Below are 16,193 nucleotides of genomic sequence, written 5' to 3'. Positions count from 1 at the left end.
CGCCTAGTGTCGTGAGCCGTCGACATGGGCGGGGCAGGTCTCGGGCTGCTGCCGAAGCACGATCAATAGTTCTCGCAGGCGCCCTTCGCGATCGAAGATCGGCGCTGTGTGGCATCCGAACGCCTGGTAGGTCCCGTCCGCACGGCGGACCTGCAGGCCGAGGTGCGCCGCGGCGTTCGATGGCTCGGCGCCTTGCCCAATGCGCAACAGCGACTGTATCGAAATCACTGCATCCGGATGGACGAGATCACGCAGGTTGGCGCCGATCAGCCGGCCGGCGTCGAAGCCCAACCGCTGCACAGCCTGGTTGCAGAAGCGAACCCGTCCCGCCCGGTCCACGCCCAGTACGACGTCGATGGCGCGGTCCATGAGCGCCTTCGCCCGCTCCTGGTCGGTCGCGCTCGCGCCCAGCCTGCGGTACTCGCTGGCGGTCATGCCATAGGCGTCATGAAACCAGCGGGAGAAGGTGCTGACGCTGGAAAATCCGACGATCGCGGCCAGTTCCGACAACGGCTGGTCCGCCCTTCCCATCTGACTTTCGACGAGACTTCGGCGCGCGCGATCGAGCAGATCGCTGAAGGTCGTGCCGTGCGCCTTCAGCCGCCGGTGAATCGTGCGCGGATCCACGCCTTGTTCGGCTGCAAGCCGCTGGAGCGAACAATCGCCTTCGATCAGGAGGCGAAGAACCACGTCCTGCAGGTCTTCAAGCGGGTCGGATTGATCCGGGCGACCGCGAGCAGTGACGAACTCCTCGATGGTTTTCAGGACCTCAGGGTTCGCGTGCGGCAGCGACAGGTTTGCGTCGGCGCGGTCGAGTACGAGGCTGTCGCCCTCGCAGCCGAACTCGACCTTGCCAAAAAAGGCCTGGAACGGGCCGATGTCCTCGGGCGCGGTCCGGGAGAAGCAGGTCAGGTGAGGTCGCCAGTCGGCCCCCAGAATGTCACGCAGGAACAGGACGCTGGCGGCCTGCAGCACGGTCATCAGATGGGGGTTCCTGTTGAGCTCGGGCCTGGTGAAGCGCCGCTTCCAGACCAATAGCTGCCCGACTTCGTGAACCTCGTGAACCTGACCGGGGTCCTGCAGCGCTATGTGCTTGGCGAGAAATCTGATGCCTGCGCCAAGCGTCGGTTGCGCGCGCAGGGCGATGCGCAACGGCGCCACAAGGAAGGAGCCGATCACCGCCTTTGAGGCCAGGGCCGCCCGAATGCCGATGTCTTCGCGCCCCGACAGGGCAGCAACCAGATTTATGGCGCGCAGGGCGGCGTCGCCGGGCACGCTAACGCCGGTGTCCAGATAGGTTTCGGGCGGCAGCCCGGACTGTGCGGCGATGGCCTCCCAATCCAGGCCGAGCGACATCGCGGCCTGGGAGAAGGCGATCAGCACTACACCTCTGACGTGTGGCTTCGCCGCCTCGGCCGGGTCGGCGGGCGAGACCTGGGATTTTGCCAGGTGCAGGTACTTGCGAAGATGCATCAGCGCCAACGCGAGTCCTCGTCCGTCACGGCGTCGGTCTTGGCTGCGCCGTGGCGCTGCTGGCGGGTGCTGCGCCCCGCCTTCGCCAGCCCAGACCTCGCCAAAGGTTTGCTTAAAAGGGCGTCATGCTTGCGAATATTGACACGTGACTTCGGAGTTCATGTGTCATGGCTTCGGGCGTCGCCGCCTTGATCTGCGTCAGACCGTCACATTCAGATGTTCAGGCGGCTCGAAAGTTCACGGATTTCAAGGGAACCGCTCGGTCGCGGTCTTCACCCAGACGCCGGTTAGGCGCTCGTTTACCAACAGGGTTGGCACACTTCCAGTTGAGCTCGCGTTCCGCGCCCGATGCCTCGGGGTGCAGGAGCCGCGCGGATCGAAGCGCGATGTCCGGCGGCCTTCTCGTCGCCGGGCCGCCATTCTGGAGACGATAATGACCAACGATACGGGCATTGATGGCCGCCTGCGGTTCATGAAGCTGGATGGCGAGGCTCAGCGCGCCCTCAAGTCGGTGCAGCCCGCCCTGATGAAGGCGCTGCCCGGGGCGCTCGACGCCTTCTATCAGCAGGTCGAGGCGTTCCCCGAGACCCGCGCCTTCTTCCGAAACCCGGGGCTGATGAACAGCGCCAAAAGCCGCCAGCTCGACCATTGGCGAATCATTTCCGACGGCGAATTCAGCCAGAGCTATGTGCAGGCGGTGACCAAGGTCGGCGAGACCCACGCGCGCATTGGCCTGGAGCCGCGCTGGTATATCGGCGGCTATGCCCTGGTGCTGGAGCGGCTGCTCGGCGACCTGGTCGAGGCGCGCTGGCCCAGGGGCGGCTTGGGCGCCAGGCGCGAGGGCCCCAGCCAACTCGTCTCCGAGATCGGCGCCGTCACCAAGGCGACCATGCTCGATATGGACTTCGCCATCTCAGTCTATCTCGACGCGCTGGACAAGGCCCGGCAGGCCAGCGAGGCCAAGGCTCAGGCGACCAACGCGGCCGTGATGTCGGCGGTAGGCGTCGCGCTCGCCAAGCTGGCCCAGGGCGATCTCACGCACCGCATCGGCGACGAGTTGCCGGGCGAATATGGCCAGCTCCGCCAGGATTTCAATTCGGCGATCGAGCAGTTGGCGGCGACGCTGGCCCAGGTGCAGTCCACCGCCGATGCGATCACCAGCGGGACCGACGAGATCACAGTGGCTTCGGACGACCTTTCGCGGCGCACCGAACAACAGGCGGCGAGCCTGGAGGAGACCGCCGCCGCTCTCGACCAGATCACCGCTACGGTCCAAAAGACCGCCGCCGGCGCCAAGCAGGTGAGCGAGGCTGTGACAGCGGCCAAGGGCCAGGCCCAGCATTCCGGCGAGGTGGTGGAAAAAGCGGTCCAGGCCATGGACCTGATCGAGACCTCGTCCAAGCAGATCGGCCAGATCATCGGCGTGATCGACGAGATCGCCTTCCAGACCAACCTTTTGGCCCTGAACGCCGGCGTCGAGGCGGCGCGGGCGGGCGAGGCGGGCCGCGGCTTCGCGGTCGTGGCCCAGGAGGTGCGGGCTCTGGCCCAGCGCTCGGCCGAAGCGGCCAAGGAGATCAAGAGCCTGATCTCGGCTTCCTCTGAACAGGTCGGCGCAGGCGTCGGCCTGGTCGGCGAGACGGGCGGCGCCCTGCGGGCGATCGCGGCCAAGGTCAACGAGATTGACGCCCTGGTGGCGGAAATCGCCGCCTCCGCCCAGGAGCAGGCTTCCGGCCTCAGCCAGGTCAACACAGCCATCAATCAGATGGACCAGGTGGTGCAACAGAACGCGGCCATGGTCGAGGAGAGCACGGCGGCGGCCCATTCGCTGAAGGGGGAAACCGCTGAACTCGCCGAGATGATCTCCCGCTTCGAGGTTGGCGCCCGCGGCTCAAGCTCAGCCCCCGCCGGACGCCACCCGGCGCCTGCAAGGCCGATGGCTGGTCGCGAGCCCGCCCGGCATGGCTCCGCCCGCAATCCCGTGGCTCAGGCTCAGGCCAGGATCGCCGCCGCCGGCATCCGCGCCGTCGCTCCTGGCAATTGGGAGGAGTTCTAAACCTCGCGCGCCCCGTGCGGTTCGGCCGGCCTGCAAGTGACGATCGCCAGGGGGTGAATCGGTTTCGATGAAATCTGAATCGATTTCACTGAAGTCCGACAATTGTTCGTCGGATTTCAGAGGGACTGATTCAGATACCCGTGTAACCATCTGAAAATTAATGAAACTTTCTAAACCTTGGTCGGCAGCCGGTGATGGTGTTGCCCAGGCCGTCCAGTGAGCCGGTGAAGAAATTGGTCGATCCATCAGTAGTGCGCCCGAGGAGGGCGGCGATGCAGGTCGTACCGCTGGCCTTCAGCGGCCGGGCCAGGCTGTCGCAGGGCCGCTCTTCCTTCATTCCGAACGATGGCTTCCGGCCGGGACTGTCACCGCGGGGCTGCGGGCTTGTCCGGCTTCGGATCGTTGCGCGGCCAAGCCGGGTGTGTCCGCTTTCCCAGCCAAGCGACGCATTTCGGACAATTTGATTGGCCGGCGGGGACCGGGACCGGCGCCAGCGGCGCCGTAGGCGGCGCGGCCAGCGCAACAGATGCCGTCACCGGCGCGAACCTGACCGTGGCCGCCTCCGCGATCGGCGGGGCCGGCGGGGCGGGCAATGGCGGCGGCATGACCGGGGGCGCCGGCGGACTTGCGACCGCCTCCGCCCAAGGGACCGCCAGCGGGTCGGGCGCAAGCTCGGTTGCGGCGATCGAAGCCGGCGGGGCCGGCGGCGCGGGCAGCGGCGGCGCTGCGGGCGGGACGGGGGCGAGCGCCTCCCTGACCAACGGCGTCAATGGCCAGACCGCGGGCGGCGCCCTGACGCTCAGCCAGTCGGTCTCCGGCGGCGCCGGCGGGGCCAGCGACACGGCGGCGGCCGGGGCGGCGGGCGCGGCGACCTCCAATCTGACCTTCAACGACCTGAGCCACGCGACCCGCAGCGCCCAGCTCGCGGTGACCAACACCGCTGCCGGCGGCGCCGGCGCTTCGGGCGCGACAGGCTCGGCCGGCGGCGCAGGTTATGCGACCAGTGTCGTCACCGGCGCGGGGACCGTCGCCAGCTCCGTGGGCGCCACGGGCGGCGCCGGCGGCAATGGCGCGGCGGGCGGCTCCGCGACGGCCAAGGACTCGGTGCTGGGCGGGACCAGCGTCTCCAGCACGGCGACCGCGACGGGCGGCGCCGGCGGCGTTGGAGCCGCTGGCGGCGGGATGGCTGCGACGGCGAGCGCCACCGGCGTCAGCGCCACGGCGACGGCGACGGCGCTCGGCGGCGCCGGGGGTTCGGCCAGCGGCGCCGGAGCGACCGGCGGCGCGGGCGGCAGCGGCTCGGCCACCGCCAACTCGGCATCTTCCGGCTCCGGAGCCGGCGCGGCCAGCGCCTATCGCACCGGCGGCGCCGGCGGCGCAGGCCTTTCGGGCGCCAATGGCGGGGCGGGGGCCTATGGCTACCTCGTCAACGCCGTCTCCGGTACGACCAATGGCGGCGCGCTCAGCCTGACGCAGCAGGCGGTCGGCGGGGCCGGCGGCTCCAGCGCCGGCGGCCTGGCCGGGGCGGGTGGTGTCGCCACCTCGAACCTGACCCTCCACGACGCCGCCGGCGCGGCCAAGAGCGCCTCGCTGGCCGTACAGCTGACCGCGGACGGCGGGGCCGGCGGCGCCGGGTCGGCCGGATCCGCGGGGGCGGCGGGGGCCAGCGGCTCGGCCACCCTGGCGCTTACCGGCGCCGGATCGGTCACCGCCAATGTCGATGCGGCCGGCGGCGCAGGGGGAGCGGGCGCGACAAACGCCCTGACCGGCGCCGGCGGCGCGGCGAAGGCGAGCGCGACCGCGACAGCCGCGACCTCGGTCAACGTCACCGCCGACGCGATCGGCGGCCAGGGGGCCACAGCAGGCGCCGCGACCGCGGTGACCACCGCCACGGGGACCGGCGGTTCGGCTACGGCCGACGCCTCGACCTCCACGCTCGCCGGAAATCTGGTCACCTCCGCTTCGGCCGAGGCGTCCACGACGGTGGCGGGTACGGCGATCGCCCAGGCCCAGGCCGCGATCGGCGGCGCCGCGCCGGGCTTGGTCAACGGCGACCAGGCCATAGCCCAGGTCACCGGAGCGCCCAGTGCGGCGGCGACCTCGGCGGTGCTCGCCGCCAATCCGGCGATCGCCGCGGCCTTTGGCGCCGCACCGTCCTTCTTCGCCCTGGGTGAGCTGGGCGGCGGCCATGGCGCCACCGGCTCGGTGGCCGAGACCGCGACCAGCGAGATCGACCTGACCGTCGATCTGACCCAACTGGCCGTGCGGCAGGACCTGCTGGTCGGCTTCTACAGCCCGACCGTCGTCGGCGCCGGCTTTTCCAACCTGAACCTGGACATCTATGCCGACGGGATCGACGTGCTGCACCAGAGCTTCTGCTCCGCCGCGGCGGCCCAGGCCTGGTTCGCCGACGGCGCGGTCGATCTCGGATCCCTGGCCAGCGGCCAGCTGAGCGCGGACAGCCTCGGACTGCGCGTGGTGATGAGCGTGACGAGCTCGGCGGCCGGCGGCGGCTTCGACACAGGCCTGATCTTTGGCGATCCGCCGTCGGCCGCCTCGCCCAGTGCGGCGCTGTTCAGCCAGTACATAGCTGCACAGGGACACGCAGGCGGTGGTCACACCTCTTCAGTCGTCTCGCTGGCTTCGCCCCCGCAGCATGGCTGGCTGACGGCGCCCGCCGCTTAGAGCGGATGGAATTTAGAGTAGAGCCTCTAAGTATGATTCTGGCGGATCAACTTCGTCACATGGCTGTGCCAGCCCTTGAGTTTAGCTGGCGGCGCCACGCCATTTCCAGACTTCAGGAGTGACGAGCCTAAGGCAGCGGTAGTTTCCCAAACTGGTCATTCCCGGCCACGGATAGCGGTGATCAGTTGGCGAGCGCCGCGATGTTCAACCTACTTGCTGACGGGCGCCAGTAGGCGCGAGCAGGTGTCCAATTCTGGCGCCATAGAATCTCGCTATCTGGCTCTATGGGGCCGAAAAGCAACCCCCTAGGCTCCCACAAGCGTTGTTTGGGGCCGGACCGGCATGGGGCATCTCGGAATAGCAGGGCTCCAGCTTGATCTGGGCCGCGGCGACAATCTCGACCGCATCGCCGCAGAGGTGGCCGCGACCAAACGGCGACTGCCCTGGGTCGACCTGGTGATGCTGGGCGAGCTTTCCGCCTTCGGTCCCGGGGTGGCCAGCGCCCAGAGCCTGCCGGGGCCGGCAGAGGCGCGTTTCGTCGAGGTCGCGCGGGAAAACAAGGTCTGGCTGATCCCGGGCAGTCTTTACGAACGGGTCGGCGACCAGCTGTTCAACACCGCGCCGGTGATCGCCCCGGACGGGACGGTGGTCGCCCGCTGCCGCAAGCTCTATCCGTTTCTGCCTTACGAACAGGGCGTCGCGGCGGGCGAGGTCCCGACCGTCTTCGACATGCCCGGTGTCGGGCGGATCGGGGTCTCGATCTGCTATGACATGTGGTTCCCGGAGACCACCCGCTCCCTGGCCTGCCTCGGCGCCGAGGTGGTGCTGCATCCGAGCATGACCAGCACCATCGACCGCGAGGCCGAGAAGGCCATCGCCCGGGCCAGCGCGGCACAGAACCAGCTGTGGTTCGTGGATATCAACGTCGCCGGCGAGCTGGGCGTCGGCGGGTCCTGCGCCTATGGCCCGGGCGGCGAAATCGTCCATGAGGCGGGCGTGGGGCGGGAGGTCATCGCCCTGGATCTCGATCTCGGCCACGTGCGCCGGACGCGCGAGCGCGGCTGGAACGGGCTGGGCCAGACCCTCAAGAGCTTTCGCGACGGGCCGGCGCCCTTTGCGCCCTATCAGCCGGGCGGGCGGTCGGTTCCCGCTCTGACCGGCTTGGGCGCGCTGAGGACGCCGCCGGCCCGGGAGGCGGAACAGTAGCGTGGTGATTGAAGCGGGCGAGCCTGTCGCGTTGGGGAACCGCAGGCCGCACAGACCAGGATGGGGGAGGGCGTGATGGTGTCAGTCGGGTCGGATGTCTGGGCGGTCGCTTTGCAGCGCGGCTGCCGGGCCTTGCTGCTGGGCGGCGCGTCGTCGCTCGCGCTTCTGGGGACGCAGGCGAAAGCGGCCGCACCGGCGGCGGGGGCTGTGGCTTCCACCGAGGAGATCGTGGTGACGGCGCGGCGTCGGGCTGAGACGGTGCTAAAGGTGCCGTACAACATCTCCGCGGTGAGCGGCGGCGCGATCGAGAGCAAGAGCCTGACCACGCCGAACGAGCTGTTGCGAACCGTCCCGGGTGTCAGCGTGGTCGATCGCGGCCCGCGCAACGCCGGTCAGCTGGACGGCGCGCGCATCCGGGGGATCAACGTCGATTCCGCCGCCCTGGGCGACTATCCGGTCTCGTCAGTTTCGCCCTTGTCGACCTACATCAACGACACGCCGGTGTTTGCGAATTTCCTGCTCAAGGACCTGGACCGGGTCGAGGTGCTGCGCGGGCCGCAGGCGACCCTGTACGGGTCCGGCTCGCTGGGCGGCACGGTGCGCTACATCCAGAACGAGCCGGATGTGAACCGCTTCAGCGGCAAGGTGACCAGCACCCAGTCCTATACCGCCAATTCGGACGGCGCCGGCTGGAGCGGTGACCTGACCCTGAACGTGCCGCTGTCGAGCACCCTGGCCGTTCGCGGGACCGTCAGCCGGGTCTATGATCCCGGCTTCATCGACTATCCCAACCTCTACAAGCCAGGCGCGGATGGCCTTCAGCAGACGCTGAACGGCGCCTCCGCGCCCACAGCCAGCGACTATTATCGCCAGAACAGCGTCAATGATCAGCGCACCTGGTATGGCCATGGCGCCCTTCTGTGGCGACCGACCGACGCCCTGAAGCTGGTGTTCAACTACAACTATCAGGACGATCACGTCGGCGGCCGACAGGCGATCACCGAGGGGACCAACGGCTTTGGGACGCCTTATGGCCGCTATGAAAACGGGGCGGTGATCAAGGAGCCGTCGGCGCGGGAAGTGAATGTCGAGAGCCTGGAGGCGACCTACGATCTGGGCTTCGCCACCCTGACCAGCAGCACCTCGTACTATGATCATCGCGGCGAGAGCATCACCGACAACACCGGCTTCTATGGCCACCTCTTGCCGACCCTGCCGGTCGGGTTCCTGTACTATTTCACTTACTACGCGCCGAACCGCCTGCCGCTAACCACCTTCGTCAACACCTATTCCGAACGGGCGGTGGTCGAAGAGGCGCGGCTGGCCAGCAACAGCAAGCCAGGCGCCCTGTTCGACTATGTGATCGGCTTCTACTACGAGGACCAGGATCGCGGCGCCGGATCGCGCAACTATCTGCCGGGCTTCGAGGAGACCTATCTGCAGACGCCAGAGGCCGATCCGACCTTCGTTTCCGGCGATCGCAGCTTCTTCTATCAGCGGGCTGACAGGTTCAGGGATGTCGCCGGATTTGGCGAACTGACCTGGCATGTCAGCCAGAAGTTCGATGTCACCGGCGGCCTGCGCTATTTCAGCGACAAGTCCGACGTGAACGCCACCATCGGCGGCGCCGTGCTGACCCGGAACAACATCTACGCCACCAACGCCACGCATGTCAGCGAAGACAAGCCGTTGGGCAAGGTCAACCTGTCCTATCGCCTGGACGACGACAACCTCGCCTACGCCACCGTGGCCCAGGGCTATCGGCGCGGCGGCTCGAACGCCATTCCGATCACGGGACCGCAGAAGGAAGATGCCAGCTACCTGAACTACACCTCGGACAGCACGGTGAACTACGAGATCGGGGTCAAGGGCCGCACCCACGGGATCACCTACAGCCTGGCCGCCTTCTACATCGACTGGTCGGATGTGCAGGTGAACATCCAGACCCCCACCTTCGGCTACTACGCCGTGGTCAACGGCAAGAGCGCCGCCTCGAGGGGCGTCGAGGCCGAACTGAGCGGAAAGTTCACCCCGAGCCTCGCCTGGACGCTCGGTTATGCCTATACCGACGCCTCACTGACCTCCGACATCATCACCGCGCACTCGCAATTCAACGATACGCCGTATGTGGCCGGGCTGAAGGGGACGATGCTGCCGGGCGTGCCCGAGCACACCTTGAATGTGTCGCTGAACCAGACCCAGATGCTGGGCGCGGGGATCAGGATGACCAACCGCGTGGTCGGCTACTATCAGTCAAGCACGCGAAACGGCGTGACGCCGGGGTCGCAGAATGTAGGGTTGGATCCCTTCTCGCTTTGGACCCTATCCTCCACCCTGCAATGGCGATCCTACGAGGCGACCCTGTTCGTCAAGAACCTGTTCAACGCCAAGGCGGCGACGGGGGAATTCACCCAGGCCTTCAGCGGTTCGGACGTGGCGGCCAACTTCTACGGCAACGACGCGCGCACCCAGATCGCCACCCCGACCACTGCCGGTCTGACCCTGAGCTACCGCTTCTGAGGGCGGCGCCGTGACCGCGGCCGGACCGCTCGTCCAGGTGCAGCAGTTGATGCTGCGGGGACGGCGCGCCGAGGCGTTGGCGAGTTTAAAAGGTATCGTCGAGGCCGCGGGCGCCTCGCCGGACCTGCTGGCGCGGGCCGCCAGCCTGTTCGGTCAGATGAACGCTCACCCGGCGGCGGCCGATTGCCAGCGCAGGCTGGTGCGGCTGCTGCCAGGCCATCCGGACGTGCTTCGCGGCCTGGCCGCCGCGGAAACCGCCTGCGGGCGGCTGGGCGAGGCCGAGCGCCTGCTGGATGCGGCCATCGCGGCTGATCCAGCCGAGTGCGATTCCTGGTACAACCGCGCAGTGCTCCGCCGCCAGACGGCCGCGCGCAACCATATCGCGGCGCTGCGGGCGCGCCTGGCCCATCCATCCGGGCGCGGGATCGTTCCCCTGGCCTACGCCCTGGCCAAGGAGCTGGAGGACCTGGGCGAGCACGGCGAAAGCTTTGTCTGGCTCAAGCAGGGCGCGGACGCGCGCCGGGCGATGCTGTCCTACCGGGTCGAGGGCGACGTGCAGGCGATGGCCGACATCGCCGCCGTATTCTCGGTGGAGAAGCTGGCCAACACGCCGGCGGCCGACAACCCCGAGCGCCCGATCTTCATCGTCGGACTGCCGCGGACCGGCACCACGCTGCTCGAGCGCATGCTGGGCATGCACAGCCAGGTGACGGCGCTGGGCGAGCTGACCGAGCTGCCGCTGGCCGTGACCCGGGCCGCGGCAGGCGGGGACAAGGGCGAGACGATCCGGCGGGCCGGCGAGGCCGATTTCGCGGCTCTGGGGCGGGACTATCTGCGCGCCGTGGCGACCTACGAGCCCGCGCGGCCGGTGACGACGGACAAACTGCCGAACAACTTCCTCTATATCGGCCTGCTCTATCGAGGCCTGCCCCGCGCCAGGGTGATCCACCTGCGTCGCCACCCGATGGACAGCGCCTATGCGATCTACAAGACGCTGTTTCGCATGGGCTATCCCTATGCCTACGACCTGAACGACCTGGCCCGCTACTACGCCGCCTACGCCAGGCTGATGCGACACTGGCGAGCGGCGGCGCCGGGCTATGTGGTCGACCTCGACTACGAGGCGCTGGTCCAGCGGCCTGAAGCCACCGCTCGGGACCTGTACGCGCGGCTGGAGTTGGATTGGCAGCCGGCCTGCCTGGAGTTCCATCGCCACGACGCCCCGGTCGCCACCGCCAGCGCCGCCCAGGTGCGCGAGCCGGTGCATACCGGGTCGGTCGGGCTATGGCGCCATCACCAGGCTGAACTGGAACCGTTCGCCGCCGGCCTGCGGGCCGAGGGGATCGACCCAGAGACCGGTGAGATCAGCCAAGGGCGGTCCGATCGAGCTTGACCGCAGGCCAGACGGCCGCGGCCGCCGCCAGGGCGAGACCGACACAGGAGAGGACCACCAGCCGCGGATAGTGGGTCTCCTCCAGGAGCAGGCCGCCGAAGGCCGGTCCTGAGGCCAGGCCCATCTTCGAACAGAACCCGGCCAGCGCCGCGCTGCGCCCCGTGGTGTCGAAGGCGGCGCACAGGCCCAGCAAGTAGGCGATGGTGAAGGACCAGGCCACGCTGGTCAGGACATTGGCCGCGGCATAGGCCCAAGGCGTGCTCTGCATCAGGAACACTACGGTTCCCGCCAAGGCCAGGGCCATGCCGGCCATGATCGACCCGGCGCGCCCGAACCTGACGCCGATCACCACCACCGCGACGGATCCGAGCGCGCCCAGCCAGTTGGCGACCCCTAAGGCGCCCGTGATTGAACTTATCTCGAGCCGGAACGTCCGGCCGAGGCCGATCACATAGGAGGCGAGCGCCATATTGGCGCACTGGAACAGGAAGACGGCCGCGAGCGCGGTGGCGAGCGGGACCCACAGGACGCGTCCGTGTGCTGACTCCAGCGAGGCCGCCGGCCGGGGATAGTCGTCCAGAAACGGCAGCATGATCAGGGTGACGATACTGAAGGCCGCCAGGGCGATGAACAGTACTGGCGTTCCGTAGATCGGCGCCAGCCTCGGCAGGAGCAGCACGCCCAGGCCTCCCAGGCCAAACTGGACCACCAGCAGCATGCCGAACACCCGATCCGGCGCCTTGGTCCTGGCGAAGACGCCGTAGGAGGTGCCGACCAGGAAGCCGCCGACGACGCCGTGCAGGAAGCGCACGGCGATCAGCACCTGGACCGTCTTGAGCTGGGTCGAAACCAGGTCGATGGCGATGAGGCCGATCAGCGCCGCCAGCGCGACCTTGCGCCAGGACAGCCGCTTGACCGTGAACACGGCGCTGAACGCTCCAAGCGCCGCGCCATAGACATTGGCCGAAGCGACGAAGCCGGCTTCCCGCGCCGAAAAGCCCAATCCGGTTTTCAGCCCGTCCACCAGGGCCGGCATGATGTTGACGTAGAACAGTCCCGCCGTGGCCAGGAACGACAGCAGGACGGCGGCGACCAGGCCGTCGGGAGCCGCGCGGTAGCGAGACGGCAGGCTCATCCGCAGAGGCTCCGGATCTTGCTGACTTCAGGGACCGAGGCCGCCCAGTCGAAATGATTGACGTCATTGAAGGCGTAGAACTGCACGCCATTGGGAAACAGCACCACCGATATGCCGCCGTAGCCCGACAGGAACGGCGCCCAGACCGGGTGATCGCATCCGGCGAGCGGCCCGACATCGCGCGCCCAGAACCCGTGGCGATAGCGCAGGTAAGGGGCTGGGCCGAACAGGCCGCCGCCCGGCTCGGTCCTTTGCAGCGCTTCGCCGAGAAGCTTGGGGTCGAGATAAGGCTGTCCGGCGATCCGGCCGCCGCCGCCAAGGAAACCTGCCGCGCGGACGATGTCGTCGCGGTGATAGACAAGGCCCCAACCGGTGAAGGGCTGGGCGGCAGAGTCGTAGGTGCGCCGGGTGGTGTCCAGCGCGGCCGACTGGCCGATCGACGCCCAGATTTGGCGGATCAGGTCGTCATAGAGGTCCCGCCCGAGCCCGGCTTTGCGCAGGGCGTCGGTCATGGCCACGCCCAGGAGAAAGGTGTCGGCCGTGTGATAGACGAAGGTCCCGCCCGGTGCGGCCTTGCGCGGCGTTGCGCAGGTGAAGGCGATCTTTTGGGCCGCGGTTTCCGCATCGAAGAAGGCCTCGGTGGCGGGCGCGGCTTCGTCGGCTTCCGGCGCGGCGGAAACATAGTGGCCGCTGGCCATGTCCAGCATGTCGATCAGGCGGACGTCGCCCCAGCCGCCCGCCGCGGCGCAGGCGGGAACGTGGGCGGCGATGGTTTCATGGATCACGCCGGGCCGGAGCGCCTCCAGCCGGAACAGGGCCTGGGCGGCGACCAGCGACTTGGCGGTCGAATAGGAAGGCAGGTCGCGTTCAGCGCAGAGAGGATCGTCGCCCGAGCGGGTCGGGCAGGGCGCGGTGAAATGGGTTCCGCTGGCCACCACCCCCCAGACCGCGCCCGGCCCCGCCGCGCGGGCCAGGGCGGCGAGGTCTATTCCAGGAAAGGTGGCGGCGAGGTCCGAGATGGGCTTCGCCGGCAGGCGGGCGGCGCGCTCGGCGCGGTCGCGATTGACGAGGGCGGGGGCAGCCTTCACCTGGCCGGGTGCGTAGCTAGCGGCGGCGAGGCCCCAGGCGTCGAACCTGAAGTAGAGGCAGGTGTCCGTGTCGAACTGAATGGCGGCCTTCGAGGCCGTCCCATCGGGCCCGAGGATGACCAGCAGTCGTCCGTTGTGGATGCAATTGGCGTTGCGCTCTTCCAGCGCCACCGGCAGCACGGCGCGCACCCGATCGCCGTCAGCAGGCTCCGACCAGGCCAGGCCTGGCTCGACGATCCAGTCCCAATCGGGATTGCCGGCCGCGATCGGGCCGTGCTGGACCGGGATCAGCCTTTCGCCGTCCGTGACCAGATCGACTGCGAGCCGGGGCCAGACCCGGCGCGTGTCCCTGGCCGGCGGAGCGGTGTCGGTGATGACCCGGAATCCGTCCGGCTGCGCCTTCGGGATCACGGTCAGGCGGCCCGATACCCGGAACTTCGCGGCCTTGGCCTCAGGACCCGGCATGAAATCGCTAGCCGGAACAGGTCCGTCGAGCTTGGTCCCGTTCAGGATCGCGCTGGACAGGGGCCCTGACCAAGCCTGTCCAGCCAGGCCCGCGATCACTGTCGCCAGAGCGAGCGCGACCCTCAAGCGCGTCCTGCCCCCGATCCCCGTCATGCCCGAACCCGCATCTCCCCAGCCGTGACTGCAGCCTCGCCGCTTTGCTACGCCATCTCTAGAGCCAGATCGGAGAATCCTATGGCGCCAGATCGCCCAATTCGCTGGGATCGGCGCCGGGCGGGACATAGACCGCCGAATCCACCGCGACGCCCTGCGCATTCAGCCATTGCACACGCCCGTGCTCGATCAGCGGCCGATAGCAGGAGGTCTCGCCATAGGCCCAGCTGTCCCACTGGCGAAACCAAGTGTCGCCCTCGACCCACCAGTGACCTTGGTCCTGGTCTTCATTGCCATAGCCCGCCCGGCCGATCATCGAGCCGTCGGGTCGCAACTCGATAGTGCAAGGCTCGCCATAGACGGTCTTGCAGAGCAGGGTCGCGCCAGCCATGGCCGCGCGCAGCGCCTCGTCGCTCCGCAAGGTCGGGGCCAGAGCGGTCGGGTCGAAGCTCGGCGAGATCCTCTCGCGGATCAGCCCGGCCAGCACCTCGATCCCCGCCCGAATCCGCTCCAGCGGCACGCCGGTCACCCCTAAGCGAAACAGGTTGTTCGGGGAGGGGCCCTGGAAATGGACGTCGGCCGGCTCGATCAGCACGCCCCGCTGCTCGGCCTCGAGGGCAAGGGACCGGGCGTCGACGCCGACGGGGCCGTGGACCCAATAGCTGGTCCCGCCGGCCGCAGGATCGATGGAGACCCAGCGCTGCAGGTAATGGTTCAGCGCCTCGGCCAGGGCGTGGCGACGCTGCCTCAGCATGCGGCCGGTCCGCGCCATGGTCTTGTCGTAGGAGCCCTGGCTGAGGAAATAGGCCGCCGCGCGCTGGCTGGCCAGCGGCGGGTGCTTGATCGAGAGCCGCCTCAGCCGGCGCGCCTCGGCGATCACCCGGGCGTCCGCCACCATGAAGCCGAGACGCAAGGCCGGCTCCAGCACAGAGGACAGGCTGGAGGCGTAGACCACCCGCTCGCCGCCGGTCATGGCGCGCAGGGCCGGTAGGCTGGGCTCGAAATAGGCGGTTTCGCACTCGAAGTCGTCTTCGACGATGATGGCCTCGTGTTCTGCGGCGCGCAGCAGCAAGGCTTCGCGCCGTTCCGGGGCCAGGGTGACGCCTGTGGGATAGTGATGGTTCGGGGTGACGACGATCACTTCCGCGCCGGCGAGCCGATCGTCGATGATCATGCCGTGGGCGTCGACCGGCTGGTGCTGCAGACGGGCGTCCAGTCTGCGTGCCATCTCGCGGACGTCGGCATAGCCGGGTTCCTCGACCACCACCAGGCTACGGCGGTCGGCGAACAGGTCCAGGGCGAGCGAGATGGCCTGTTGGCGTCCGAGGGTGATCAGCACCTCGTCGGGCCCTGCGAAGATGCCACGGCGCGGCAGGATCTTGGTGCGGATCTCTTCGATCAGCATCGGGTCGTCGGCATCGCCCTGGCCTGAGGCCCAGGCTGAGACATCGCGTGGCGAAAGGCCGAGGCGGCTGGCCTCGCGCCATTCGGCCGTGGGAAACAGCGAAGGATCGATCAGCCCGTCGATGAACGGATAGGGATATCGCGCCCAGTCCGGCGGCGTACGCTGCGTCGCTGTCGGCGGATCGCCCGTCTTGAAGCGCACGCGCCAAGGCGTCGCCTTGGCTTCCCCGCGAACGCCGGCGACCTCGCCGACGCCACGCCCCCTGGGCGACATGTCCGGCGCCACGAACAGGCCGCTTCGCTCTCGGCCGATCAGGAAGCCTTCGGCGACCAGCTGCTGATAGGCGAGCAGCACCGTGTTGCGCGACACGCCGAGCCGGGCGGCGAGGCTGCGCGAAGACGGCGCCCGCGAACCGCGGGCTAGGTCGCCGGAAACGACGGCCCGCACCACGCCGCGCCGCACTTGGTCCTGCAGGCTCAGGGAATCGTTCGGATCGAGCGGCACGAGAAAGTCGGTACGCATGCCTAGATCTTGCTCATCCGAGCGGAGCCTTGGGAAGCACTGAACAGTGGTTTTGCTGCGCCATGGGGCGGCAGCCAATGCAGCGCCGGCCCGCT

General features: G+C 68.5%; 10 protein-coding genes. 5 read left to right on the top strand and 5 right to left on the bottom strand.

Translation table 11 applies throughout. The annotated features are described in order from the left end of the window. Window positions 1-3: 3 nt before the first annotated feature. Complete coding sequence (locus tag KCG34_RS12675; protein WP_249138343.1) at window positions 4-1,473, bottom strand: AraC family transcriptional regulator ligand-binding domain-containing protein; 1,470 nt, start codon at window positions 1,471-1,473, stop codon at window positions 4-6. A 433-nt stretch (window positions 1,474-1,906) separates the two neighbouring features. On the opposite strand from KCG34_RS12675, the gene KCG34_RS12670 reads away from it, so the two are divergent. Continuing rightward, window positions 1,907-3,526, top strand: a complete 1,620-nt coding sequence (locus tag KCG34_RS12670; RefSeq protein ID WP_211936013.1) for a globin-coupled sensor protein — start codon at window positions 1,907-1,909, stop codon at window positions 3,524-3,526. A 157-nt stretch (window positions 3,527-3,683) separates the two neighbouring features. Here KCG34_RS12670 and KCG34_RS12665 read toward each other — a convergent pair whose 3' ends face one another. Beyond that, window positions 3,684-3,863 carry a hypothetical protein gene (locus tag KCG34_RS12665; protein ID WP_211936012.1) on the bottom strand — a complete coding sequence of 60 codons (180 nt, stop codon included), beginning with the start codon at window positions 3,861-3,863 and terminating at the stop codon, window positions 3,684-3,686. A gap of 215 nt (window positions 3,864-4,078) precedes the next feature. Here KCG34_RS12665 and KCG34_RS12660 point away from each other — a divergent pair, with 215 nt between their 5' ends. From KCG34_RS12660 to KCG34_RS12645, 4 genes are all read left to right on the top strand, one after another. Beyond that, complete coding sequence (locus KCG34_RS12660) at window positions 4,079-6,211, top strand: hypothetical protein (RefSeq protein ID WP_211936011.1); 2,133 nt, start codon at window positions 4,079-4,081, stop codon at window positions 6,209-6,211. A 342-nt stretch (window positions 6,212-6,553) separates the two neighbouring features. After that, on the top strand, window positions 6,554-7,417 hold the full coding sequence (locus KCG34_RS12655) for a carbon-nitrogen hydrolase family protein (protein WP_211936010.1): 864 nt from the start codon (window positions 6,554-6,556) through the stop codon (window positions 7,415-7,417). Between the two features lie 75 nt (window positions 7,418-7,492). Then, window positions 7,493-9,937: a TonB-dependent receptor gene (locus tag KCG34_RS12650; RefSeq protein WP_211936009.1), complete on the top strand. Its 2,445-nt coding sequence runs from the start codon at window positions 7,493-7,495 to the stop codon at window positions 9,935-9,937. Between the two features lie 10 nt (window positions 9,938-9,947). Beyond that, window positions 9,948-11,330 carry a tetratricopeptide repeat-containing sulfotransferase family protein gene (locus tag KCG34_RS12645; RefSeq protein ID WP_211936008.1) on the top strand — a complete coding sequence of 461 codons (1,383 nt, stop codon included), beginning with the start codon at window positions 9,948-9,950 and terminating at the stop codon, window positions 11,328-11,330. Here KCG34_RS12645 and KCG34_RS12640 read toward each other — a convergent pair. From KCG34_RS12640 to KCG34_RS12630, 3 genes are all read right to left on the bottom strand, one after another. Next, entirely contained in the window at window positions 11,302-12,465 is a 1,164-nt protein-coding gene (locus KCG34_RS12640; RefSeq protein WP_211936007.1) for an MFS transporter, read from the bottom strand. The two genes, KCG34_RS12645 and KCG34_RS12640, sit on opposite strands and share 29 nt — an antisense overlap. Beyond that, window positions 12,462-14,144, bottom strand: coding sequence for a serine hydrolase domain-containing protein (locus KCG34_RS12635; protein ID WP_211936006.1), 1,683 nt, complete (start codon window positions 14,142-14,144; stop codon window positions 12,462-12,464). The genes KCG34_RS12640 and KCG34_RS12635 overlap by 4 nt, the downstream gene beginning before the upstream one ends. A gap of 106 nt (window positions 14,145-14,250) precedes the next feature. Then, a complete protein-coding gene (locus KCG34_RS12630) occupies window positions 14,251-16,098 on the bottom strand; it encodes an aminotransferase-like domain-containing protein (RefSeq protein ID WP_211936005.1) in 1,848 nt (615 codons plus the stop codon). Window positions 16,099-16,193: the final 95 nt, after the last annotated feature.

The sequence above is a fragment of the Phenylobacterium montanum genome (assembly GCF_018135625.1).
GTDB lineage: Bacteria > Pseudomonadota > Alphaproteobacteria > Caulobacterales > Caulobacteraceae > Poindextera > Poindextera montana.
The sequence above is the reverse complement of the archived record's forward strand: the minus strand, read 5'-3'. Positions and strand labels throughout refer to the sequence as shown.